The organism is Corallincola platygyrae (genome assembly GCF_039544265.1).
GTDB classification, from domain to species: domain Bacteria; phylum Pseudomonadota; class Gammaproteobacteria; order Enterobacterales; family Neiellaceae; genus Corallincola; species Corallincola platygyrae.
The window spans coordinates 14,382-35,970 of record NZ_BAABLI010000015.1; the positions used below are offsets into that span (position 1 = coordinate 14,382).

Here is a 21,589-nt window from a genome sequence, read left to right on the forward strand (position 1 = left end):
GTGACTACGCCATTGGAGCAAACCCTGGAAGCGATTGACCAGGTAAACAGCCAGGATCCCAACCTGGAGATCTGTTACGAAGTCGAAGTTCCAAAGGAACTGCTTTATGGGCAGCGCATGAGCGAACGATTGGCTCAGTTTGAGCCGGGCGCATCAGAACACTTGCAGATCGCGGCCAGAGCTCAACATATCAAGCGTTGGGCCGTGCCCCGCAGTGATTACCCAATGGATCGAGCGGGCTATCAGAAGTGGCGGGTGGGTCTTGGCAAAATGCATGCTGAACTTGCGGGCGAATTAATGGCTGAGCAAGGTTACGGTGCGGATGATATTGCACGCACTCAGCAGTTGCTGCGCAAAGAAAAGATTAAGCGAGATCCAGAGTGTCAGGCATTGGAAGATGTGATTTGCCTGGTATTCCTCGAGTACTACTTTGAAGACTTTGCCGCCAAACATACTGAAGAGAAACTGATCGGTATTGTTAAAAAGACCTGGGCCAAAATGTCAGACCGCGGTCATGAGGAAGCATTGAAACTGCCTCTTTCTGAGGCAATGTTAACCTTAGTGAACAAGGCCTTAGCTTCGTAGTAACTCTCTATTTTGTAAGAATATTACACCGTTTTTGAAATGCCGCCTGTCAGTGATGACGCAGCGGCGTTTCTTGTATGGGCCGGGTTGGTGCGCATGTGGAGTGGTTTCACGTATCAATGGAGTGTAAAAAAATAAAAAAATGAGAACTGGCTCCCAAATTTTATGTCTTCAACTGTAGTTATTGTCACAAATTGCGGTTTGTGGCTGTGCTAGCGGTGAAAAAAACCTTTTAAAACCGAAAGTTAATAAAAAGTTATCTTTTTTAATAAAAAATTTAACAAAACATAAACAATTGACTAAAATTGCATCAAGTCAGAGCAATCACTCAGCTAAGTGATTTTTTATTGAGCGAGATCAGCTCGCGTTTTTTAGCGATTACTAGTCTTAGCAGTGACGAATTTATAACCAATTTCAAATTAACCAGTTGGAGATAGTGATGGATAAAGCCATGACCGCAGCAGAAGTGGAAGCGCTGCGAAAACAACTGGCGACGGATCGCACTGTAATGGTGGACATTATGGACCACCTGAAGCAACTCGTTCTTGTCGCTGGCGAAAACAGCCCTCAGGCGACAAACGAAGAGAGCTACGCTGCCTGATATCTGGCTTTATCTCTCAATCGAATATCTAAAGGGCCGCTGAAAAGCGGCCCTTTCTATTTCTGCAATATTTCCCTTATACTCAAACCCACATTCTTGTCGGAGTGCCGAGCCACCTTTGGGTGGATAGGCTGAGATCGCGAAAGCGGGATCCGTGGAACCTGATCGGGTTAATACCTGCGAAGGGAAACAAGAGAGTGCTTCGTCATTGGCAGTTCGGGCGATCACTCTAGCATCCTACTGACCAAACTCATCTATCGGTGCGCCGACGTTTTACTGTTAACACGGTTAAACGTGAGGCCACAATGAAACAAGCAACAGACGTTACTAAAATAGAACAACCTTCTCGTCGCGAAACCCGTGCTGCTGCACAGGCATTTTTCGACAATCTGGCGGATCTCTCCTTTCCCAACTCTCAGAAAGTGTTTGTCCAAGGTGAAATGCCAGGCGTAAAGGTGGGCATGCGTGAGATCTCTCTGGCACCGACCCTGACTGGTGGCACCAAAGACGCACCTGAGTTCACCGACAACGATCCGGTGCGGGTGTATGACACTTCCGGTTACTACACCGAGCCAGGCGCAGAAGTGGACCTGCATAAAGGGCTACCACGCCTGCGCGAACAGTGGATCCTGGAGCGAGATAATACTGAGCAGTTGGAGGGGGTCAGCTCTGTCTATGCTCAGCAGCGACTGGCCAATGAAGGATTGGACCATATTCGCTTTGAGCACCTGCCCAAACCGCGTAAAGCTAAATTCGGTCAATGCGTCACCCAGATGCACTATGCTCGCGCTGGTGTTATCACTCCCGAAATGGAATACATCGCGCTACGTGAAAACATGGGCCGCGCCAAAGTCGCTGAAGAGCTGGCGGTGCAACATCCCGGAGAATCGTTTGGTGCCGCAACACCGAAAGAGATCACGCCCGAGTTTGTGCGCAAAGAAGTTGCCGAAGGTCGCGCCATCATACCTTCGAACATCAACCACCCTGAAGCGGAGCCAATGATTATCGGCCGCAACTTCCTAGTGAAAGTGAATGCCAATATCGGTAACTCAGCGGTGACTTCGTCAATTGAAGAGGAAGTCGAAAAGCTGGTGTGGTCGACCCGTTGGGGCGCCGACACCGTGATGGATCTTTCTACTGGCCGATACATTCACGAAACACGTGAGTGGATTATCCGTAATAGCCCGGTGCCGATTGGTACCGTCCCAATTTATCAGGCGCTGGAGAAAGTAAAAGGCGTAGCGGAAAATCTGACCTGGGACGTGTTCCGCGATACTTTGCTGGAGCAATGTGAGCAGGGCGTGGACTACTTCACTATTCATGCGGGGGTGCTGTTAGCGTATGTGCCTATGACCGCCAGTCGCGTCACCGGTATCGTTTCTCGTGGTGGTTCCATTTTGGCCAAGTGGTGTTTGTCGCACCATGAAGAGAACTTCCTCTACACCCACTTCCGTGAGATCTGCGAGATCTGTGCGGCCTATGATGTTTCTCTCAGCCTGGGTGATGGTTTGCGTCCTGGCTCGGTCGCCGACGCCAACGACCAGGCCCAGTTCAGTGAGCTCTACACTCTGGGTGAGCTGACCAAGATTGCTTGGGAATACGATGTGCAGGTGATGATTGAAGGCCCCGGTCACGTACCGATGCAGTTGATCAAAGAGAACATGGATAAGCAACTCAGTGCCTGTCACGAAGCGCCGTTTTACACCTTGGGCCCACTGACTACAGATATCGCACCGGGCTATGACCATATTACTTCGGGTATTGGTGCAGCGCAGATCGGTTGGTACGGCTGTGCCATGCTGTGTTACGTGACGCCTAAAGAACACCTGGGGCTGCCCAACAAAGAAGATGTGCGGGTAGGTCTTATCACCTACAAGATCGCGGCACATGCTGCAGACTTGGCCAAGGGGCATCCGGGTGCTCAGGTGCGTGATAATGCACTTTCCAAAGCGCGTTTCGAGTTCCGCTGGGAAGACCAGTTTAATCTGGCGTTGGACCCTGATCGTGCCCGCGCCTATCACGATGAAACTATCCCACAGCAGTCAGGTAAAGTGGCGCACTTCTGCTCCATGTGTGGCCCTAAGTTCTGTTCAATGAAGATCTCTCAAGAAGTACGTGACTTCGCTGCCAGTCAGGAGCGGGCGATCAGCATCCAGCTAGTCGATGAAGTGATTACCACCACGATTAAAGACACGGATATTGCTGAAGCGGGCATGGCGGAGATGTCTCAGCAGTTCCGCGAGCACGGTAGCAAGTTGTATCAACCTGCCACAACAGAGGCGGAAGAATGATCACGCCTTACACCTGCACCGGAGAGCTGGCAACGCCAGCTTTGCCGGTGGAAAGGACTGTGAAGAAGCCGCTCAAAAAACCGATAGTATGGGCCATTGGTGGCTCAGACAGTGGCGCTGGCGCGGGCATTCAGGCCGATATACAGGCGATCAACGGGTTGGGGGCGCACGCCTGTACCCTGGTTACAGCAGTCACTGCACAGTCGTCAGTGGGTGTTCGTTCGGTCAATCCGGTATCCGTTGAGGTACTGGCTGATCAGTTGACGGCCTTGCAAGAGGATATGCCGCCAAGGGTAATCAAAATCGGTTTGCTGCCTTCAGTCCCGCAGGTGCGTTATCTTGCCGATTATATTGCCACCCTGAAGCAGCAGGCGAATGCGCCAAAAGTGATTTTTGATCCAGTAGCTGTGGCCAGCTCTGGCGACCGAATGGCTGATGACGGCGTATTAGCGGCTGTTTGTCAGTACCTGTTGCCCTTAGTGGATCTGCTCACGCCAAACCTGATCGAGGCCTTTGCTTTAGCTGATATGCCGTTTGAGAACGCGACATCGCCGGAACGGCTGGTTGATAAGTTGCTGCAAACAGGTGTTGGCTCCGTCTTACTCAAAGGTGGCCATGCTCTATCTGAGACGGCTGCGGAGGCTGCGCCGGAGAGTACGCCGGAGAGTTCACAAGTTACCGATCTGTGGAGTAACGGTAGTGAGCAGCGCTGGCTGCGCTCGACCCGCATCAACACTGCCCATGGTCACGGCACCGGCTGTGTCCTGGCCAGTGCCATTTCGGCTGTATGGTCGTTGGGATACGCACTGGAAGATGCGTTGGTGTTTGCCCGAGCCTATCTGCAGCAAGGCCTGGTGAATGCCTATGGCGTGGGTCTGGGCGCTGGGCCTTTGCTACATGGCGGCTGGCCGACGGATCCTAAATGTCTGCCTCTTGTAGGGGGAAGTGAACAGGAGCTGGTCGTCGACGATAAAGAGCAAGCAGCCTCTTTCGTGCCCTGTCCCAAACAGTTGGGCTTATACCCTGTCGTTGATTCCGTCGAGTGGATCGAGCGGCTGCTAAAGGCTGGCGTAAAGACGCTCCAGCTGCGCATTAAAGATCCTGATCATCCTGAGTTAAAAGCGCAGGTCGCCAAAGCGGTGGCATTGGGTAAACAGTATCAGGCTCGCCTATTTATCAATGACTATTGGCAGCTGGCGATAGATGCCGGGGCTTATGGCGTGCATTTAGGGCAGGAGGACTTGTTGACCGCAGATCTTGACGTCATTAAATCGGCGGGACTGCGGCTTGGCCTAAGTACTCACGGTATTTACGAGTTACTGCGCGCAGCACAAATAAAACCGAGCTATTTGGCGCTGGGGCACATCTATCCGACCCAAACCAAACAGATGCCGTCAAAACCGCAAGGTGTGTATCGCCTAGCACAACAGGTGGCGCTTTGCCCCGACGTGCCACTGGTAGCGATTGGTGGGATCTCCCTTGAAAGAGCAGAGCCGGTAGCTGCAACCGGCGTCGGTAGTATTGCCGTGGTTACTGCGATCACTCGAGCGGAACAGCCTGAGCAGGTAATTGCTCAGTTCAATGCCTGTCTGAGTAGATTGGACGAGGTGCAGCCATGACTCAGGTATTTGTGAATGGCGAAGCTGTGGATTGCCCGATAGGGGCCACTGTGGCTGAGTTGTTGCGGCTTCAGCAGTTTGACACATTGGGTATCGCCGTCGCGGTCAACCAGCAGATCATACCTCGGGGTCAATGGCATCTGCATGAGTTGGCACATCAAGATCATATCCAGCTATTTAAAGCGATAGCCGGTGGCTAGAGAAAATAGGTGAGAGAGACATATGTTAACTATTGCAGGTAAGTCATTTTCCAGTCGATTGTTCTCAGGCACGGGCAAATTCGCCAACGCAGAGCAGATGGCAAAGGCGATTTTGGCCAGTGGTACCGAGCTGGTGACCATGGCGATGAAGCGAGTCGATTTGGAAAGCAAACAGGATGATATTCTTCGTCCGCTTATCGAGGCGGGTGTGAACCTTCTGCCCAATACATCAGGGGCAAAAAGCGCTGAAGAAGCGGTGTTTGCAGCGCAGCTGGCCCGCGATGCGTTGGGTACTGAGTGGGTGAAACTGGAAATACATCCTGATCCCAAATATCTGATGCCAGATCCTATCGAAACCCTGAAAGCGGCAGAGCAGCTGGTGCAGCAGGGGTTTAATGTGTTGCCTTATGTGCATGCTGATCCTGTGCTGTGTAAACGGTTAGAAGAGGTAGGCTGTGCGGCGGTGATGCCTCTGGGCTCACCGATTGGCTCGAATCAGGGCCTCCGCACCCGTGAGTTTTTGCAAATCATTGTCGAGCAGGCGAGGGTTCCCGTCGTTGTTGACGCAGGAATTGGTGCACCATCCGATGCCAGCCTGGCAATGGAGCTGGGTGCTGATGCCGTGCTGGTAAATACCGCTATCGCCGTGGCTGCCGATCCGGTTGCCATGGGGCGGGCCTTTAAGATGGCCGTTGAGGCTGGACGAATGGCATATGAAGCTGGCTTGGGGACAAAACAGCAGATCGCAGTAGCCAGCAGCCCACTGACGGCATTCCTTGACCAAGCCGAGGTGTGCCAGTGAGTTTTGCCGAGCAGATCGCCACTTGGGATTGGGATGATTTGGCGCTGACCATCAATGGTAAAACTACCGTTGATGTGCAGCGAGCGCTGGCCAAACCAAAACGCGACCTCGACGATTTCCAGGCGTTGATATCGCCAGCGGCAGAGCCGTTTCTGGAGCAGATGGCACAGCAGGCGGCGATGCTGACCCGACAACGGTTTGGCCACACTATTCAGCTCTATATCCCGCTCTATCTGTCCAATATGTGCAGCAACATCTGCACCTATTGTGGCTTCTCCATGCATAACCCGATCCGACGTAAAACCCTGGATATGGCAGAGCTGACCGAAGAAGCCCATGCGATCAAGGCTCTAGGGTTCGAGCACTTGCTGCTGGTGACCGGGGAGTCGGAACGCAAAGTCGGCATGGACTACTTTCGCAAGGCGTTGCCTTTGCTGCGGCAGCATTTCTCTCATTTGTCGATGGAAGTTCAGCCGCTGGCCACGGAGGAGTACGCAGAGTTAATTGGTCTCGGTTTGGATACGGTTTTGGTTTATCAGGAAACCTATAACCGCCGTACCTATGCCGAGCATCACCTGAAGGGGCAGAAAACCGATTTTGATTGGCGATTGGCGACCGCGGAGAGGTTGGGCGAAGCTGGTATTGATAAGATAGGCCTCGGCGCTTTGATTGGCTTGGATGATTGGCGCGTAGATAGCTTTCACGTAGCCGCGCATCTGGATTATCTGGAGCGACGTTTTTGGAAAACTCGCTACAGCCTGTCGTTTCCAAGGTTGCGTCCATGCACCGGTGGCTTAGAGCCCAAGTCAGTGATGACAGATCGACAACTGGTACAACTGATATGTGCTTATCGCTTGTTAAACGGGCAGGTGGAGATCTCGCTGTCGACTCGCGAATCTGCCAGTTTTCGCGATAGCGTATTACCACTGGGTGTTACCACTATGAGTGCTTATTCCAGTACTCAACCGGGTGGCTATGCTGATGGCCGTGTGGCGCAGCTGGAGCAGTTTGAGATCTCTGATGATCGACACCCTCAGGCGATTGCTACCAGACTAAAACTGCTTGGATTTCAACCAGTTTGGAAAGATTGGGACCAAGCATTTAGCGACGGCGTGATCTGACCCCATCCTTTTCTTGCTAGCGGCCATGGTAGAATTGAGACTCAACTTAGTTCCAGCCCCTGCCGGAGTATTGTAGATGCGGCTCACTACCTATACAGATTTTGGTTTACGTACCCTGATCTATTTGGCGTTATTGCCAAGGGATCAGAAGACCAGTATCGCTGAGGTGTCGGCTCACTATCAGGTGTCACGCAACCATATGGTCAAGGTGATCCACCAGTTGGCCAAGTTGGGTTATGTGTCGTCGACCCGGGGCAAAGGCGGCGGGATTCGATTGGGCATGCCAGCGGACGAGATCTGTGTGGGGGATGTGGTTCGAGCCCTCGAGAACGCTCTGGATGGGATTGACTGTAACTCTCCCGCCTGCTGTTTGACGCCATCTTGTCGTCTCAAAGGCGTACTCAAGAAAGCTGTCAATGCGTTTTTGGCAGTGCTGGATGAGTACACCTTGGCAGAGCTAATTGTTAATCGCGACGACCTTATTCCACTGCTCTGGAAAGATGGACTACCTGGCAAAGAAGTGAGCACAGAGTCATGAGCCTTTCTCTTCAATAGGAGTGGCACATGACGTCTGTTTCTTATGCTCTGAAAGTTGTCATCTAAGCAAAGTAGCCGGGATCTGGCTGCCAGAACTCTCTGATATCCACCGTTGCCATGCCTGCTGCTTTTGCTGCATCGATACCCGCATCACCATCTTCGAATACCACACAACGAGTTGGCTCTACTTTCAGCATTTCGGCGGCCAGCAGAAAAGTATCTGGCTCTGGTTTATGTTTGGTTACCAGATCTGCACCGACCACGGCGGAGAATAGCTCATGAATGCCGGCCAGTTTAAGTAGTGAGTGGGCTTCATCCGTGCCAGAACCGGTGCCAATCCCCTGAGGTTTCTTACCAAAATAGTGCCGAGCAATATCAGCAATTGGCGTAGCGGTTACGCCATGGGCCATCAGGTCGTCGACCCGCTGTTGTTTGAATTCAACGCCTGCGCTGAAGTCTCGTACCGGTAGTCCCGCTTCTTCAGCGATGATTTCCATCGTTCTCAGCGTCGGCAGGCCCACTAGAGATCGCATTAACTCAGGGAGAACGGGCAGTTCGACAAACGCTAGAGTGTCTCGCCAGGCTTGCTCATGCAGCGCCATGGTGTCGAGCAGCGTGCCATCCATATCGAAGATAAGGGCGTCGTAAGCTTGGTAATCGGATAGCTTCATTTATATGTAGAACGTTTTCAGGGAGCAGACGAGCGTCAGAATATCTTGCTTGAATAAAGGTTTCGAGAAATTTCCTTTTCACGTTTTTTTGATCTGAAAGAAAAGAACATCACTGATTAGACCAATGAGCACAGTTTGTTAACGAAGTGTGATCAACACCTCTAAGTGGTGAAAAAAACAGCATATAATCTGGAATCCTAAATCAGGATTAAGTGAATTCCTTACATTTCAAGGACAAGGCGACGCAGAAAAGGAGGTCAGCGCGCTTATTTGGGGACATTCGATGTATGCAGTGATTGTAAACCCCCTCAGTGGTTGTGGTCAGGCATTGAGCATAGCCAAGCGGGTGATGCAACGAATTGAAAAAGCAGGCGAAAAAGGCCGGCTGATCCACTGCTATGCGCTCGAAAATCTCCGTCACCAATTACAACAGGCCGCAGATAACGGCGTAATAAACCTGGTTATCGTTGGCGGCGATGGCACTGCCCATCAAATCATCAACCACCTTCCTCATTACGATTTCAATATTGGTTTTGTTCCCGCTGGTAGCGGCAATGACTTAGTGCGTGCATTGGAGTTAGGCCACTGTGAACAGGAACAGATCGATGTGGCTCTGTTTACTCCCCCACAGAGCGTGCCACTGGGGCGATGCAATGGTAGCTATTTTTTAACCTCGGTTGGCATCGGCTTTGAAGGTCATATTGCCCACCAGGCGGCTGGGAAACGTCGCGGAAGAAGGGCAAGTTACCACGGCGCCATACTGGGCAACCTGTTTAACTACCAGCATCACAAAGCCAAGTTTGTAAACTGTCAGTGGAAAAGTGACGAAGAGTTTCTGATGTGCACTGTCGCTAATAGTCCCTTCAGCGGTGGCGGCTTTAAAGTGGCACCGGGAGCCAGCCTGCAGAATCGCGAGTTATCCTTGGTTCGCATGGCTCCAATTGGTGGTTGGTCACGTTTACCCATGATGTTCAAAGTCGCGAAAGGTGATCATGTGGAGGCGCCAACGGTCAAGCAGATTAATCTGAATCAGCTCGAGATCCGTGCCAGCCAGCGTATTCCTGCCCATATTGACGGTGAACCCTTTTACGCAAATCGCTTCTGTTTCTCCAGCTCTGACACATCGATCAAGGTCCGTTGCCTCGGACTGCGCTAATTCGGTATGGTAAGCCCCTGATTTCATGACAGAGTTGATCCCATTCCCGATGCTGACCTCTAAAGAACAGTTACGTTATAGCCGCCATTTGTTATTGAGCGACATCGGTGAAGCCGGGCAGTTGAAACTAAAATCTGCCACTGTGCTTATCGTTGGCCTGGGTGGCCTGGGATCTCCAGCAGCGCAATACCTGACCGCGGCTGGTGTCGGCAAGTTGCTACTGGCGGATGGCGATAGCCTGGACAGCAGCAACCTGCAACGGCAGGTGTTGTATCGCACCGAGCAGGTTGGTGAGCTTAAAGCTGAGCTCGCTTTGGAGCAGCTGGAATCTCTTAACGATGAAGTCCAGTTGGAAGCGATTGCAGAAGCGCTTAATGAGGAAAGTCTTGCGACATACCTGCCTGAGGTTGATTTGGTGCTGGATTGCACCGATAACTTTGAAACCCGCCACGCTATCAATCGTGCTTGCCACCACTATGGTGTGGGCCTTATCTCCGCGGCGGCGATTCGTTTTGAAGGGCAGCTGGCCAGCTTTAATCATCGTCAGCAGGACAGTGCTTCGCCCTGCTACCACTGTTTGTATCCCGAGACTGGTGAGTCGCCGACATTGAATTGCAGTAACAGTGGTGTTGTAGGCCCTTTACTGGGTATTTTGGGCAGTATGCAGGCACTTGAAGCGGTTAAATGGTTGCTGGAGATGCCTGTACCCAGCTTGAACCGACTGCGACTGTTTGATGCCAAGACCCTGGAATGGCAGAACTTTGCCATCAGCAAAGACCCAAACTGCCCGGTTTGCGCTAAGTGATCCGACCTGTTAGCTTTACTGTACTAATCGCTTTGATATGGGCCTGCGAGGCAGCTGCAGATGAGCAATGTTTACCAGTTTGAAGTTACCAATAATGTTGGACAGCCGGTATCTATGTCGGCTTATGAAGGCAAAGTGCTACTGATTGTTAATACCGCCAGTGCTTGTGGCTTTACACCGCAATACGCCGGGCTGGAAACCTTATACAAAAAGTATAAAGAGCAAGGGTTTGAAGTGTTGGCTTTCCCATGTAACCAGTTTGGTGCGCAGGAGAAAGGCAGCAACGAAGAGATTGCCAAGTTCTGTGATTTGAACTTCAACATCAGCTTTCCACTGTTCGCCAAATTGGATGTGAATGGTGCAACAACTGATCCGCTGTTTGCTCACCTGAAGAGTGAAGCCAAAGGCTTGCTTGGCAGCGAGCGCATTAAGTGGAATTTCACCAAGTTTCTGGTTAACCGCAAAGGGGAAGTGGTTAAGCGTTTTGCCACGGCCACCAAGCCGGAGCAATTAGTGTCAGCCATCGAAAGTGAGTTAGCAAAAAGCGTTTAACTCAGGTCCACAGGCGGATAATCGACATCCGCCTTGTCGATGCCTATTTTGTCAAACAGTTCGACCAGTGCTGGTACCTCATCGAACTGGATCCCAACCGTGATATGGCGGCCGTCATGTCTGTTTTCGCTTTTTATCTCACCATCAAGCAGCAATGGTTCGTCGGGCTGGGATGGAAACACCACCTTGAGCAACACATCTTTGATCCTCAAACGTGGCTGACCGAGTGGCCAAGGCAGCTTTAAGCGGCAGCCGCCGACCGACAGGTCGACAATGGTGCCGTGAAATACGGTTTGTTCTGTCTGCCCTGTGCTTTCATCTTTCTGTTCACCAATCATGGTCGCTGGCACATGGGTGGCGATGCGGGTTTGATTGCGCAAGCTGTATAACTGGATCTGCTTTGGATAGTCGATAAACAGGACTGGGTGGGGCTGTCGAAGGTTGGTTTGGATCAGGGATTTAAAGGCGATACATTGGCCGGCTTCCCCTTCGATAATGGTGCGTACAATACAGCCGTAGCCGTGCACCAACAGTTCATCGTGGTCGACTCGGGACTGTGCTGGTATCGACAGCGCCATGTAGCGGCCCTCTTCATAGCCCACCAGTTTGCACTTAAACCTGGGCTTGACCCCCACGGCAAGCTGAAAATCCAAAACATTGCCGGGCCTCATCTGACTGAGGGTTTGTACAATCTCGGCTCGTTCGGTGATGCTGTCTGCCTGTTTATTGCTCACTTTGCCCCTCCCAGACTACGGCTTCAGTGAGACTCACTGAAGCCGTTTGCCGATTTAGCTTACTTGATGAAGGTGCACATCTCGCTGTGGGAACGGGATGGTGACATCCTCTTGGTCGAATGCCAGTTTCACCTTCTCAATTAGGCCAAAGTGTACCGGCCAATAATCATCTGAATTTACCCAGACACGGAGCAAGAGGTTCACTGAACTGTCGGCGTGGGCACTGACATAAACCTCATGGCCAGGATCTGTCAGCACACGTTCGTCTTCGATAGCCAGCGCATCCAGAATGCCCTTCGCTTTGGCAATATCATCCTCGTAGCTAATGCCAAAGGTAAGGTCGACACGTCGCTGGGGTTCGCAGAATAAGTTTTTCACGCAACCGTTTGAGAGCATGCCATTAGGTACTACGACCTTCTGATTATCCATAGTCAGCAGAATGGTGTTGAAGATCTGGATCTCGCGAACGCGTCCCAGGTAACCCTGGGCTTCAATCACGTCGCCCGCCTTAAACGGCTTGAATAACAGGATTAATACACCGCCGGCAAAGTTGGCCAGGCTGCCCTGAAGCGCCAGGCCAATGGCTAAACCCGCTGCACCCAACATGGCGATCAGGGACGCGGTTTCAACGCCGATCATCGATGCAAATATGATAATCAGAATAGCTTTGAGAATGACCGAGGTGATGCTGTGCAGGAAGCTACCCAGAGTGGGCTCCACTTTGGCTCGGCTCAGGGCTGCATCCATTACCTTGAGCATGCCCTTGATGATGGAGAAACCGACAAGAAGCACGATAATGGCCAAGAGTAATTTCGGGCCATACATCACCGCCATCTCTGCGGCTTTTTCTGTCAGTGTGGTGAGTATGTTAACGCCGCTGTCGACGCTCTCTGCGAGCTGTTCTTCCATTGAAAAGTCCTTTGTTGTGTTAGTGATTATTGTTCTATGAACAGTGGTTAGAATCCGTTGTTTTCTGCGACTGATTGATACCAGTAGGAGGAGGCTTTGCGATAACGGCTTAGATCGTTGTCGCGGTCGATATATAAAAAGCCATAGCGTTTTTTGTAGCCATTGATCCAACTGAAGTTATCCATCAGTGCCCACATGTAGTAGCCCTTAACGTTGATCCCATCTTCAATCGCCTGATGGATAACAGCCAGGTGCTCCTTCACAAATGCGATGCGGTCGGGATCATCCACACTGCCATCAGGATTCAGCTTATCCTGCAGTCCAATGCCATTTTCGGTGACATAAATCGGGATGTTGGGGCGATAACCATTGGCTCGTTTCAGCAACTCATACAGACCTTCTGGGTAGATCTCCCAATCCCAATCGGTGTAACGGCCCTGCGGATTCTTAACGAACTTGAAGGCACCTTTAATCGAGAAGATACAGTCCTGAGCTGGGTCTTTTTCGCCCGATGTGTTGAGATAAAACTGAGTTTGGTCTGCGTTGCCACTGGCGTAGTGGGGGTAATAATAATTAACGCCGATGAAGTCGATGCTGTCTTCGGTAAACCAGCCGAGCTCCTCTCCCGTGTGTTCGGGCAGCAGATCCCAGTCAGCATAGTATTGCCAGACATCATCGGGATAGTGGCCCAAAAGAGCCGGCTCGATAAACCAGCGATTAAGTGCTCCATCAGCCAGCCGCGCCGCCGTTTCATCCTGTGCTGAAGCGGTTGCCGGATAGACGGTGGACATGTTCAATACGATACCTATCTGACCTAGATACGCCTTTTCGTGATAGTGCTTTACTGTCAGTGCGTGGGCACACAGCATATGGTGAGCAACCTGTATCGCACGTTTATAACTGTGAACACAAGGTGGGTGCAGGGCAGTTACGTAGCCGTTAAGCGTGCTCCAGGAAGGTTCATTGAGTGTGGCCCACTGCGGCACCCGATCACCAAAACGCTCGAAACAGGCTGCCGCATAACGAACAAAATGGTCCACTGTCGCTCGGTTCTCCCACCCTCCTTGTTCAGCAAGTGCCAGTGGCAGATCCCAGTGGTAAAGGGTGACATTGGGTGCAATGCCAGCCTCCAACAGTTGGTCGATCAGGCGATCGTAGAAGTCGAATCCCTTTTCATTAAAGGCGCCCTGACCATCAGGCTGAATACGTGGCCAGGAAAGGGAAAAACGATAGCCGTTATGACCCATAGCTTTGATCAATGCGACATCTTCAGACATCCGATGGTAATGATCACAGCCCAGAGCAGGTGTTGCCTGTTGATAGATGCGCTCAGGATGCTGTTGGCAGAACTGATCCCAAATTGATGGGCCTTTGCCATCTATATCCGCCGCTCCTTCTATTTGGATCGCGGCGGTGGCGCTGCCCCAGATAAACTTGGGCGGAAATGGGTGCTGCATGCTGTTACCTCGGAACAATCGGTAACAGTAAGTGTAGACGGATAGATGAAAAAAAACGCCTGTTTACAAGTAATTACTCGTAGACAGGCGTTCATCCAGCAGAGGACGGGGCAATGAGTCTCCCCTAATGTTTACTTCACCTACAGGGCCGTTGGCGGAGTAAACTCCCTTCCAGAGGTTCCAGGAGCCGCCATAGTAGGCAGGCTCTATGACGATTAAGTGACAATCTGAAACTTTTCTTGTGACAAAGAAGGGGGTGGACCCTACTTGCGGCGTCCACCTTGCTGAGCAAGTACGCCTATGACGATCAGTGACAGCCCAATATAGGTTGCTGGGTGTATTGTTTCGCCCAGAAACAGGTAGACAAAAACCAGAGATAAAAAAGGAGAGAGGAAGATTAGATTTCCTACCCGAGCTGCGCTGTCGGTAAGCCTTAGCGCTGTGAGCCAAACAATAAAAGTCACTCCCATTTCGAACAATCCGATATAGGTTGCTCCCAGCCAGCCCTGCCAATTGGCGGGCCAAAGATCTCCCTGACTCCAGGCCAGCAGACCACATAATGGTGTGCCGATCAGAAAGCAAACAAGCAAGCTGGCAACGGGATCCTGTGATTGTTTGGTGTTGAGGATCCAGTAGGTTGCCCAAAGCAGGGTACTGCTCAGCGCCAATATGACGCCAAGTGTTGAGTCAAACTGTAGCGACAACAAACGTCCCTGAGTCGCGATGACAACTGCGCCAAGGTATCCCAACCCCGCTCCCAGCCACTGGGCTCTGGTCACCCTATGTTTCAGCAGTGGAACGGAGAGCAGAGTCAGCGTGATCGCCCAAGTGTAGTTGAGCGTCTGGGCCTGCTGTGCAGGTAATCTGTCATAGGCTTCGAACAAAACCCAGTAGTACGCAAATGGGTTAATAGCCCCCAGCGCCAGAAACAGTAGAGGCTGTGTCTTGAACAGGCTCGGCAGTACTTTTAACTTGCCTTTAGCAACCACCACCACAGCCAGGAACAGCGTCGAAACTAGTGATGCCAGCCAAACCAATTGCACGGGTGAGAGGTGCTCCAGCGTGAGTTTGAATGCAGTGGCGACAGTAGACCACAGCAATACCGCGAGCAGGGCGAATAAAACCGCTTTTCTAGGTTGGGGAACGGCTGACAAGATGGCGTCTCTGACGTGATTTTTCTCTGTATTCGATGGTTGCTATTGTCGTGGGATCACATTACTTACTCAAGTCGCTTGAGAATGATTTCCACTCAGGCGCATAGTGTCGCTCCTTGATGAAGCCCGACAGGACTTTTATCTGAACTCGCAAACTTCGGGATCTAAGTCTTTAATTAGTGAACCGAAGCGTAATTAAGCTGACCAAGGGGTGCTTTATATGTCGCAGATGATGTCTGTGGCCGACGTTGCCGCGTTTTTGAATGTATCTGAGGTGCGAGTAGAGCGCCTTGCCAGAGAAAAACTTTTAGTTCCTGTGGAAGAAGACAGCGAAGGTCATCCCGTTTTTTCTGAAGATGATGTGAAGCGTTATAAGACGTTAGCTGACCGCCTGGGTGGGTTGTAAGTTCTGACTATGCGAGGAATATAGATAGATTCCTCGCACCCTCCCTTGGAAACTAGTCTGCGTTACCCGCACTCAACCGCGCAATCTCATTGTTTATTTTCTGCATCATGGCTTCGATATCAAGAATGTCGAGGCGTCCCTCTTTATACCAAAGCAAGCTACCATTGCCGTCGAACACAAAAATAGCGGAATCACCTTTTTTCAATCCCCATCCCGTTCGGACACGCCCTTTGTTGTCCAATACAAACTGGGCGTTAGGCTCTGCTGCTGTGCGCTCCTCCAGCAGGTTACGAATGAACTTTTGTGTACCCCAGACACGGTCGCTGGCGTTAACTATGGTGGTAGTCTGAAAGTAGGTGATGGGTAGATTAGCCTGAGTTAAGGCCTGGATCGCATCCTGATTGATCTCATTGGCACTCTTTTTTGCGGCGATATGCACAACCACACGCGCTTTGCCTGTCAGTTGCTGGCTGCTCCAATCCTGATACTCAATTTCAGATCCCTGAAGGGCCATCAAACCTTTATTACTGACGTCGACCTTGGGTGGCGTAACGCCTACGGTGAGTGCTGTGCTGCTGGTAGAGCAAAGTAGCAGGGCGATACCAAGTACCCGTTGGATAACTCTCATGTCAGCTCCATAGGTGAATACCGAGGGTAGTAAACATGTGTCTAATCAAAGCATAGGAGAATTGGATGGGTTTTTATCTGCGTCAAATCTCGAACTGATAAGTTTTTAATCAACAGCTTTAACAAGATTTTGTAACATAGAGCGATTAACCCAAGGAGATTCAGGCAGCATTAAAGGCTCCTGAGTGACTTAGTAAAACAATGGAGCAGTAAATGACGGAACAAACTCCCATGGATGAGACAGTGAACGCCGCTGAGCCATCCCAAACGCAGCCAGCGCCTGCGGAGCAAACTATTGAACGCACCAGTTACCCATTTGCCTTTCATGGCCAGGGCGGTGAGTTCTTCAAGATTTGGATCGTAAATATTGTACTTACCATCCTCACGCTGGGGATCTACGCTGCGTGGGCGAAAGTACGTACGCATCAGTATTTTTACGGTAATACCGAAGTTGCCAAAGCCAGCTTTCAATATCTGGCGGATCCCATCACCATCCTCAAAGGTCGCATTATCGCGGTGGTACTGTTTCTGGCTTACTTCTTTTTGAACCAGCAATTTCCAGTGCAAACCATGCTGGTTTCAATTCCGCTGTTTATTATCGCGGCACCCTGGATTATCAATCGCAGTCTGCGGTTTAACATGCGTAACACTGCTTACCGTAACATCCGGTTTGATTTTACCGGTACTTACGGCTCGGCATTCTGCAACTTCGTACTCGGCTACCTGGCAGTGATTTTCAGCTTTGGCATGGCATTTCCGTGGTGGCTGCGTCAGCTCAACAAGTATGTGGTGAATAACACCAAGTATGGTGATGCAGAGTTTGAAGCGACCTTGGACGTTGGGGAGTACTACATCGCCTTCCTACTCTCTATTCTGATTAGTTTTGCTGTTTATGCTGTGATTTTAATTGGCATAGGCATTTCTGCGATTGGTGCGGCCGTAGAGAGCCCGGTACTGACGGTAATTCTGGGTGGTGTTACAGGTATCGCCGGTATTATCGGTTTCAGTTTTGCGAAAGCTTTTGTTAATGCTCGCCTGGGTAACCTGTTATTCAATAATACAAAACTGCGAGACAACGGATTCACCAGTGAACTTAAGCCAGTTGATTTAACTAAGCTCTACGTCACCAATGCGTTGCTGATTATAGTGACCCTGGGCTTGGCTATCCCTTGGGTAATGGTGCGTATGGCGCGTTACCGTTTGGAAACACTGACGTTGGAAGCGACAGACCTGACCGGCTTTGTGTCTGAGCAAACCGATCGTGGCAACGCTATCGGCGAAGAGATTGGCGACGTCTTCGACATTGAGCTGGGACTGTAACGTGATCCAAGGGGACTACTACGACGGAGAGTCTTCAGCCCAGTTAGCGGCAACCATGCAGGTTGCCGCCAATGGCTCAGTGGTGGTGTTGGGTGACCAGCGTCAACAACTGGCAAGCTTCCACCTGGAACAGGTGAAAGTGTCACCACGCATTGGCAATACCGCGAGATACATCGATCTGCCAGATGGCAGCCGATTTGAAACCCGTGAAAATGATGCTGTGGACCAGTGGCTGACGGCATTTGGCCGGGATAGAAGCAACCGTTTTCTCAACTTCCTTGAGAGCCATACCAAGTTTGTTCTGCTCAGCGTTGTGATTGTCGCAGCGTTTTGCTGGTGGATGGTTGAAGATGGTATTCCGCGAGCGGCAGAGGTGGTTGCCTATCAGCTTCCGGCATCGATTCTCGATGATTCAAGTAAAGCGACATTAAAACTGTTGGATGAGAGCTTCCTTGGTGAAAGTGAATTGCCGCCAGAGAGACAGCAAGCATTGCAGGAACTGTTTGCCGGTTATCTGCCAGAACATAGCGAGTATCAGTTCAGAGTGCTGTTGCGTAATGGCGGCCGAATGGGGGCGAATGCATTTGCGCTTCCAGATGGCACCCTGGTTTTCACCGATCAGTTGGTAGAGCTGGTGGATTCTGACCAAGAGCTACTGGCTGTGCTGGGCCATGAGATTGGTCATGTGGTTGAGCGGCATAGTTTGCGCCAAACCCTACAGGGGTCGACAGTCGCAGTGATTGCTGTGCTGGTTGCGGGCGATGTGTCGGTGTTTGGTGATCTGTTTGCGGCTTTGCCAACCATCATTGTCAGTTCATCTTATTCGAGAGACTTTGAACGTGATGCGGATGAGTTTGCCTTTACCTTTCTAAAGGACCACGAGTTGTCACCTAAGCTGTTTGCCAATGTGATGCGAAAAATGATGCTGGCTCATGAAGCGAAGTCCGAAGGTGATGAGGGTGAGGAACATACACACGGCGACGACCCTGATGAATCAAGTTGGTTAGACTACCTCTCCAGTCACCCGGCATCGCAGGAGCGGATTGAACGCGCTGAAGCCGCCGCTGAGTAATCTGTAGAGTCGTCTTTTGTCTTAAAAAAAAACCGCCATTTGGCGGTTTTTTTCGTTTTTAGTCGTCTATCTTTTCGGCAAGCATGAAACGGTAAAAAGAGTACACTGTCCTAACTTTCATCTTTGCCGGGAGTTTCTGTGTCTGTGATTAACGTGGGTATCGTCGGCTTTGGTTATGCCGCGCAAACATTTCATCTGCCTTTTCTAAAAGCGCTGGCTGAAGATGAGCGTGTCGCTATTGCGATGGTGAGCAGCTCGGATGCTGCAAAAGTGCATGCTCATCTGCCCGGCGTCGATGTGGTCTCTGATCCTGCCGAGCTCTGTCAAAACCCAGCGCTGGACCTGGTGATCATTACCAGCCCTAATGACAGTCATGCCAAGTGGGCAGAGTTTGCTTTGACTGCAGGTAATCATGTGCTGTTGGAAAAACCACTTACCACACGCCTGTCGGATGCCGAGCATCTGGCTACGTTGGCTGAGAAACAGCAACGTATGCTGGTGCCTTTCCAGAACCGTCGTTGGGATGGTGACTTTCTGACCTTGAAGCAGCTCATCGCTGAGCAGGCTGTGGGTCCTATTCATTATTTCGAAAGCCATTTTGACCGATTTCGTCCGCAGCCCAGAGACCGCTGGCGAGAGAATGGTGGTGAGGGCAGTGGTATCTACTGGGATCTGGCACCGCACCTGATCGATCAAACGGTCAATCTGTTTGGCATGCCGCAAACCATTACGGCGAACTTGCGGGCGCTTCGTCCGGGAGCAAAGTCGGTGGATTACTTCCATCTGCTGTTGGGGTACGAAGACAAAGAGGTGGTATTGGCCGCGTCACCTTACATGGCAGCACCCAATCCAAGATTTGTGCTACAGGGTGAAAAGGGCAGCTATATAAAACTGGGACTGGACCCCCAGGAAGATGCTCTAAAACTCGGTGTGTCTCCGCTGCAGCAAGGATTTGGTGCAGAGGCAGAGGCTGACTGGGGACGTCTGCATAACGCTGAAGTAGCTAAATCTCAACCTACCTTAGCTGGCGACTACGTTTCGTTTTATCGTCAACTGCTGGCTGCGATACGGGGAGAAGCCGCTGCGCCTGTTCCCGTGACAGATGCGGTGGGTGTAATTCGCCTGTTGGAGCTAGGTGAGCTTAGTGCAAAAGAGCAAAGAACCGTCAGCTGTCAGCTGAAACATTTTGAGTGAGCTTATACAGCTCTTTCGCCAACTGCCGAAACAGCGTTGGCGAGACCATCATTCCCACATGGGTGCAAATGACTGCCTGTTGGTGGGTGCTGGCTTGCGGGTCCAGACAGGCTCGCCAATGAACGATACCATCGTACAGACTGTAAAACGCAGAAACTGGGACGGGCATGGGAGTTCGGTTTTGCTCGGCCAGCTCTTGTTCTATCTGTTCAATGGGATAACCCCATCTACGATAATGCCTGTTAACTATGGTGTATTTGGGACCCCCGACAACGGGTGTACCTAGGGTGATAATGCCGGCAACCTGTGTCGGATTATCGCGCGCCAGTTGTCTTGCCAGATAACCCCCCAGGCTCCATCCAACCAACATGGGGGGGCAGCCATCTCGCTGGTTGATACTGACTAATCGAAGTTGCAGCTGTGGAAGCAGCTTTTCCACCCGGCCATGATTTCTCCCCAGTTGCCACCCTTCAACGCGATAGCCTAACCAAGTCAGGTATTTTCTCAGCAGCCAGGTGGCCTTGTCGGACGCGGTATAACCAGGAATGACAAGCAACGAACCGCGGTGGTGTGGTGCGCGGAATCGAGACCGCAACAGCCAAGGGCTGCTGAGAATAAGCATAAGTAATTCCACTACGCACATTGCCTCTCGAATAGTTTCCCAGAGGTAAGGAGCGCGAAGCGGTGTATCAGCTGTTGTTTTCATATGCCCGCGTTCAGTGTTTTTATACCAATCCGAATAAGAATCTGATCTACCAGCGGGAATTTTAATCACTTTAGGCAAGGCAGGTGATTGAAGGCATAGTTGTTCTACGCCGAAATCAGCTAACGCTGCATAAAGTGATTTAAAACCCGCCCTGCGGGGAAGTCTGGGCAAGCCTACTTCTGCGTTGCAGCCATTAAGGGAGCAACCATTGCTTCATGACTGCTCCTTGAGTTGAACTTGCCCAGGTTTCCTGGTTGACCATATATTTATTCGGATTGGTATTAGATGTGAGCAAACGCACGGCTCACAACAAATTCCAGAGATCTAAGTGAATATCTCTTGTCGAAGCATTTGGCAACCACTAGATTGGTTTTTGAACAAGACGTTCAATATGCGTTCAAGGAGTGGACCATGTCCGTTGTATCTAAACTTTCGCCATCTTTTCATTTGCCTCCCATCGGAGGTTCGCTAAAACGATTCGCTAATCGGCATTGGGCGCTATTGGCATTCCCTGTATTGCTGCTGTCTGCTCTGGTGCTGGTCGGTCAGCTGTTTTCATCCGAATCAACGCTGTTTGCTGTGTCAGAAGTGATCGTTTTCTCGGCGTCGGGGCTTTGGAGTCTGGTGATATGCCTGCTTTCGCCCAAGTTGCTCTGGTCTGATCGTTTGGTACGCCTCTGGGCCTGGAGCCAACTTCCACTTTTTGCCGTTTGGATTGCGACTGAATCAGCACGCCCCTGGTGGGCGCAGTTGGCTATTGCAGCGCCGCTGTTAGTGCTACTCATCCAGACGCAAAGGCGGCGTTGAACATCGATGTGTTTTTCCTGTTTGTATTATCTGGTTGTTGAGGTTGTTAGATGAAAAATAAGATTTTGGGTATTGTCGGTGTAGCGTGGGGAGGCGGGATACTGTTTCGCCATTTCACAGTGAATCAGGGATATACCAATCCCGATTATCAAGCTGGGATAAACTTTGCGGCGATTTTTGGTGCGGCTATGTTGGTGGTGGGGTTGTATACGTTTTTTAAGAAATCGTGAGTTAACCGTTTGCCAAAATGACTGAGCTCAACC

24 protein-coding genes and 1 riboswitch are annotated in these 21,589 nt (G+C 51.0%); of the genes, 17 read left to right on the forward strand and 7 right to left on the reverse strand.

What is annotated here, in order from left to right; all coding sequences use genetic code 11:
- The 8 genes from ABEA14_RS12845 to nsrR all read left to right on the forward strand — a co-directional run bounded on the left by ABEA14_RS12845 (window position 1) and on the right by nsrR (window position 7,757).
- Window positions 1–585: a DUF4202 domain-containing protein gene (locus tag ABEA14_RS12845; protein WP_345340422.1), complete on the forward strand. Its 585-nt coding sequence runs from the start codon at window positions 1–3 to the stop codon at window positions 583–585.
- 439 nt (window positions 586–1,024) lie between these two features.
- Window positions 1,025–1,186 carry a hypothetical protein gene (locus ABEA14_RS12850; protein WP_345340423.1) on the forward strand — a complete coding sequence of 54 codons (162 nt, stop codon included), beginning with the start codon at window positions 1,025–1,027 and terminating at the stop codon, window positions 1,184–1,186.
- A gap of 90 nt (window positions 1,187–1,276) precedes the next feature.
- Window positions 1,277–1,392, forward strand: a riboswitch (TPP riboswitch).
- Window positions 1,393–1,491: 99 nt separating this feature from the next.
- On the forward strand, window positions 1,492–3,477 hold the full coding sequence (gene thiC, locus ABEA14_RS12855) for a phosphomethylpyrimidine synthase ThiC (protein ID WP_345340424.1): 1,986 nt from the start codon (window positions 1,492–1,494) through the stop codon (window positions 3,475–3,477).
- Entirely contained in the window at window positions 3,474–5,096 is a 1,623-nt protein-coding gene (gene thiE, locus ABEA14_RS12860; RefSeq protein WP_345340425.1) for a thiamine phosphate synthase, read from the forward strand. Before thiC ends, thiE begins: the two co-directional genes overlap by 4 nt.
- Window positions 5,093–5,296: a sulfur carrier protein ThiS gene (gene thiS / locus ABEA14_RS12865; RefSeq protein ID WP_345340426.1), complete on the forward strand. Its 204-nt coding sequence runs from the start codon at window positions 5,093–5,095 to the stop codon at window positions 5,294–5,296. Before thiE ends, thiS begins: the two co-directional genes overlap by 4 nt.
- Before the next feature lie 22 nt (window positions 5,297–5,318).
- Entirely contained in the window at window positions 5,319–6,098 is a 780-nt protein-coding gene (locus tag ABEA14_RS12870; RefSeq protein WP_345340427.1) for a thiazole synthase, read from the forward strand.
- Complete coding sequence (thiH, locus tag ABEA14_RS12875; protein WP_345340428.1) at window positions 6,095–7,219, forward strand: 2-iminoacetate synthase ThiH; 1,125 nt, start codon at window positions 6,095–6,097, stop codon at window positions 7,217–7,219. The genes ABEA14_RS12870 and thiH overlap by 4 nt, the downstream gene beginning before the upstream one ends.
- A gap of 76 nt (window positions 7,220–7,295) precedes the next feature.
- Window positions 7,296–7,757 (forward strand): nitric oxide-sensing transcriptional repressor NsrR, encoded by a 462-nt coding sequence (gene nsrR / locus ABEA14_RS12880; protein WP_345340429.1) that lies wholly within the window; start codon window positions 7,296–7,298, stop codon window positions 7,755–7,757.
- Window positions 7,758–7,818: 61 nt separating this feature from the next.
- Here the strand turns inward: nsrR and ABEA14_RS12885 are convergent, their stop codons facing one another.
- Window positions 7,819–8,427 (reverse strand): HAD-IA family hydrolase, encoded by a 609-nt coding sequence (locus ABEA14_RS12885; RefSeq protein ID WP_345340430.1) that lies wholly within the window; start codon window positions 8,425–8,427, stop codon window positions 7,819–7,821.
- A gap of 283 nt (window positions 8,428–8,710) precedes the next feature.
- Between ABEA14_RS12885 and ABEA14_RS12890 the strand changes: the two genes are divergently transcribed.
- From ABEA14_RS12890 to ABEA14_RS12900, 3 genes are read left to right on the forward strand one after another with little or no spacing between them, the layout of a single operon-like run.
- A complete protein-coding gene (locus ABEA14_RS12890; protein ID WP_345340431.1) occupies window positions 8,711–9,583 on the forward strand; it encodes a diacylglycerol/lipid kinase family protein in 873 nt (290 codons plus the stop codon).
- 25 nt (window positions 9,584–9,608) lie between these two features.
- Window positions 9,609–10,388, forward strand: a complete 780-nt coding sequence (locus tag ABEA14_RS12895; RefSeq protein WP_345340432.1) for a HesA/MoeB/ThiF family protein — start codon at window positions 9,609–9,611, stop codon at window positions 10,386–10,388.
- Window positions 10,389–10,448: 60 nt separating this feature from the next.
- Window positions 10,449–10,940, forward strand: a complete 492-nt coding sequence (locus tag ABEA14_RS12900) for a glutathione peroxidase (protein ID WP_345340433.1) — start codon at window positions 10,449–10,451, stop codon at window positions 10,938–10,940.
- Here ABEA14_RS12900 and ABEA14_RS12905 read toward each other — a convergent pair.
- The 4 genes from ABEA14_RS12905 to ABEA14_RS12920 all read right to left on the reverse strand — a co-directional run bounded on the left by ABEA14_RS12905 (window position 10,937) and on the right by ABEA14_RS12920 (window position 15,194).
- Window positions 10,937–11,674, reverse strand: coding sequence for a PilZ domain-containing protein (locus ABEA14_RS12905; protein ID WP_345340434.1), 738 nt, complete (start codon window positions 11,672–11,674; stop codon window positions 10,937–10,939). The two genes, ABEA14_RS12900 and ABEA14_RS12905, sit on opposite strands and share 4 nt — an antisense overlap.
- Before the next feature lie 54 nt (window positions 11,675–11,728).
- Window positions 11,729–12,583 carry a mechanosensitive ion channel family protein gene (locus ABEA14_RS12910; protein ID WP_345340435.1) on the reverse strand — a complete coding sequence of 285 codons (855 nt, stop codon included), beginning with the start codon at window positions 12,581–12,583 and terminating at the stop codon, window positions 11,729–11,731.
- Window positions 12,584–12,630: 47 nt separating this feature from the next.
- A complete protein-coding gene (locus ABEA14_RS12915; protein ID WP_345340436.1) occupies window positions 12,631–14,040 on the reverse strand; it encodes a glycoside hydrolase family 1 protein in 1,410 nt (469 codons plus the stop codon).
- Window positions 14,041–14,303: 263 nt separating this feature from the next.
- A complete protein-coding gene (locus ABEA14_RS12920) occupies window positions 14,304–15,194 on the reverse strand; it encodes a DMT family transporter (protein ID WP_345340437.1) in 891 nt (296 codons plus the stop codon).
- A 220-nt stretch (window positions 15,195–15,414) separates the two neighbouring features.
- Here ABEA14_RS12920 and ABEA14_RS12925 point away from each other — a divergent pair, with 220 nt between their 5' ends.
- Window positions 15,415–15,600, forward strand: a complete 186-nt coding sequence (locus tag ABEA14_RS12925) for a helix-turn-helix domain-containing protein (RefSeq protein WP_377776242.1) — start codon at window positions 15,415–15,417, stop codon at window positions 15,598–15,600.
- A 52-nt stretch (window positions 15,601–15,652) separates the two neighbouring features.
- Here the strand turns inward: ABEA14_RS12925 and ABEA14_RS12930 are convergent, their stop codons facing one another.
- Window positions 15,653–16,228 carry a YtfJ family protein gene (locus ABEA14_RS12930; protein ID WP_345340438.1) on the reverse strand — a complete coding sequence of 192 codons (576 nt, stop codon included), beginning with the start codon at window positions 16,226–16,228 and terminating at the stop codon, window positions 15,653–15,655.
- Between the two features lie 212 nt (window positions 16,229–16,440).
- Here ABEA14_RS12930 and ABEA14_RS12935 point away from each other — a divergent pair, with 212 nt between their 5' ends.
- The 3 genes from ABEA14_RS12935 (at window position 16,441) to ABEA14_RS12945 (ending at window position 19,813) form a co-directional block, all read left to right on the forward strand.
- A complete protein-coding gene (locus ABEA14_RS12935) occupies window positions 16,441–17,547 on the forward strand; it encodes a YjgN family protein (RefSeq protein ID WP_345340439.1) in 1,107 nt (368 codons plus the stop codon).
- On the forward strand, window positions 17,489–18,619 hold the full coding sequence (locus tag ABEA14_RS12940; protein WP_345340440.1) for a M48 family metallopeptidase: 1,131 nt from the start codon (window positions 17,489–17,491) through the stop codon (window positions 18,617–18,619). The genes ABEA14_RS12935 and ABEA14_RS12940 overlap by 59 nt, the downstream gene beginning before the upstream one ends.
- Before the next feature lie 138 nt (window positions 18,620–18,757).
- Entirely contained in the window at window positions 18,758–19,813 is a 1,056-nt protein-coding gene (locus ABEA14_RS12945; protein WP_345340441.1) for an oxidoreductase, read from the forward strand.
- Here the strand turns inward: ABEA14_RS12945 and ABEA14_RS12950 are convergent.
- Window positions 19,785–20,435, reverse strand: coding sequence for an esterase/lipase family protein (locus ABEA14_RS12950; RefSeq protein ID WP_345340442.1), 651 nt, complete (start codon window positions 20,433–20,435; stop codon window positions 19,785–19,787). The two genes, ABEA14_RS12945 and ABEA14_RS12950, sit on opposite strands and share 29 nt — an antisense overlap.
- A 495-nt stretch (window positions 20,436–20,930) precedes the next feature.
- On the opposite strand from ABEA14_RS12950, the gene ABEA14_RS12955 reads away from it, so the two are divergent.
- Window positions 20,931–21,326, forward strand: coding sequence for a hypothetical protein (locus ABEA14_RS12955; protein ID WP_345340443.1), 396 nt, complete (start codon window positions 20,931–20,933; stop codon window positions 21,324–21,326).
- 50 nt (window positions 21,327–21,376) lie between these two features.
- Entirely contained in the window at window positions 21,377–21,556 is a 180-nt protein-coding gene (locus ABEA14_RS12960; RefSeq protein ID WP_345340444.1) for a hypothetical protein, read from the forward strand.
- Window positions 21,557–21,589: the final 33 nt, after the last annotated feature.

Excerpts from the sequence above, each read along its gene's own strand:
- ABEA14_RS12930 (WP_345340438.1), bottom strand. The coding sequence starts at position 16,228 with ATGAGAGTTATCCAACGGGTACTTGGTATCGCCCTGCTACTTTGCTCT.
- ABEA14_RS12950 (WP_345340442.1), bottom strand. The coding sequence starts at position 20,435 with ATGCTTATTCTCAGCAGCCCTTGGCTGTTGCGGTCTCGATTCCGCGCA.
- ABEA14_RS12900 (WP_345340433.1), top strand. The coding sequence starts at position 10,449 with ATGAGCAATGTTTACCAGTTTGAAGTTACCAATAATGTTGGACAGCCG.
- ABEA14_RS12935 (WP_345340439.1), top strand. The coding sequence starts at position 16,441 with ATGACGGAACAAACTCCCATGGATGAGACAGTGAACGCCGCTGAGCCA.
- thiC (WP_345340424.1), top strand. The coding sequence starts at position 1,492 with ATGAAACAAGCAACAGACGTTACTAAAATAGAACAACCTTCTCGTCGC.
- thiE (WP_345340425.1), top strand. The coding sequence starts at position 3,474 with ATGATCACGCCTTACACCTGCACCGGAGAGCTGGCAACGCCAGCTTTG.
- ABEA14_RS12910 (WP_345340435.1), bottom strand. The coding sequence starts at position 12,583 with ATGGAAGAACAGCTCGCAGAGAGCGTCGACAGCGGCGTTAACATACTC.
- nsrR (WP_345340429.1), top strand. The coding sequence starts at position 7,296 with ATGCGGCTCACTACCTATACAGATTTTGGTTTACGTACCCTGATCTAT.
- ABEA14_RS12890 (WP_345340431.1), top strand. The coding sequence starts at position 8,711 with ATGTATGCAGTGATTGTAAACCCCCTCAGTGGTTGTGGTCAGGCATTG.
- ABEA14_RS12885 (WP_345340430.1), bottom strand. The coding sequence starts at position 8,427 with ATGAAGCTATCCGATTACCAAGCTTACGACGCCCTTATCTTCGATATG.
- ABEA14_RS12870 (WP_345340427.1), top strand. The coding sequence starts at position 5,319 with ATGTTAACTATTGCAGGTAAGTCATTTTCCAGTCGATTGTTCTCAGGC.
- thiS (WP_345340426.1), top strand. The coding sequence starts at position 5,093 with ATGACTCAGGTATTTGTGAATGGCGAAGCTGTGGATTGCCCGATAGGG.
- ABEA14_RS12895 (WP_345340432.1), top strand. The coding sequence starts at position 9,609 with ATGACAGAGTTGATCCCATTCCCGATGCTGACCTCTAAAGAACAGTTA.
- ABEA14_RS12955 (WP_345340443.1), top strand. The coding sequence starts at position 20,931 with ATGTCCGTTGTATCTAAACTTTCGCCATCTTTTCATTTGCCTCCCATC.
- ABEA14_RS12915 (WP_345340436.1), bottom strand. The coding sequence starts at position 14,040 with ATGCAGCACCCATTTCCGCCCAAGTTTATCTGGGGCAGCGCCACCGCC.
- ABEA14_RS12850 (WP_345340423.1), top strand. The coding sequence starts at position 1,025 with ATGGATAAAGCCATGACCGCAGCAGAAGTGGAAGCGCTGCGAAAACAA.
- ABEA14_RS12960 (WP_345340444.1), top strand. The coding sequence starts at position 21,377 with ATGAAAAATAAGATTTTGGGTATTGTCGGTGTAGCGTGGGGAGGCGGG.
- ABEA14_RS12925 (WP_377776242.1), top strand. The coding sequence starts at position 15,415 with ATGTCGCAGATGATGTCTGTGGCCGACGTTGCCGCGTTTTTGAATGTA.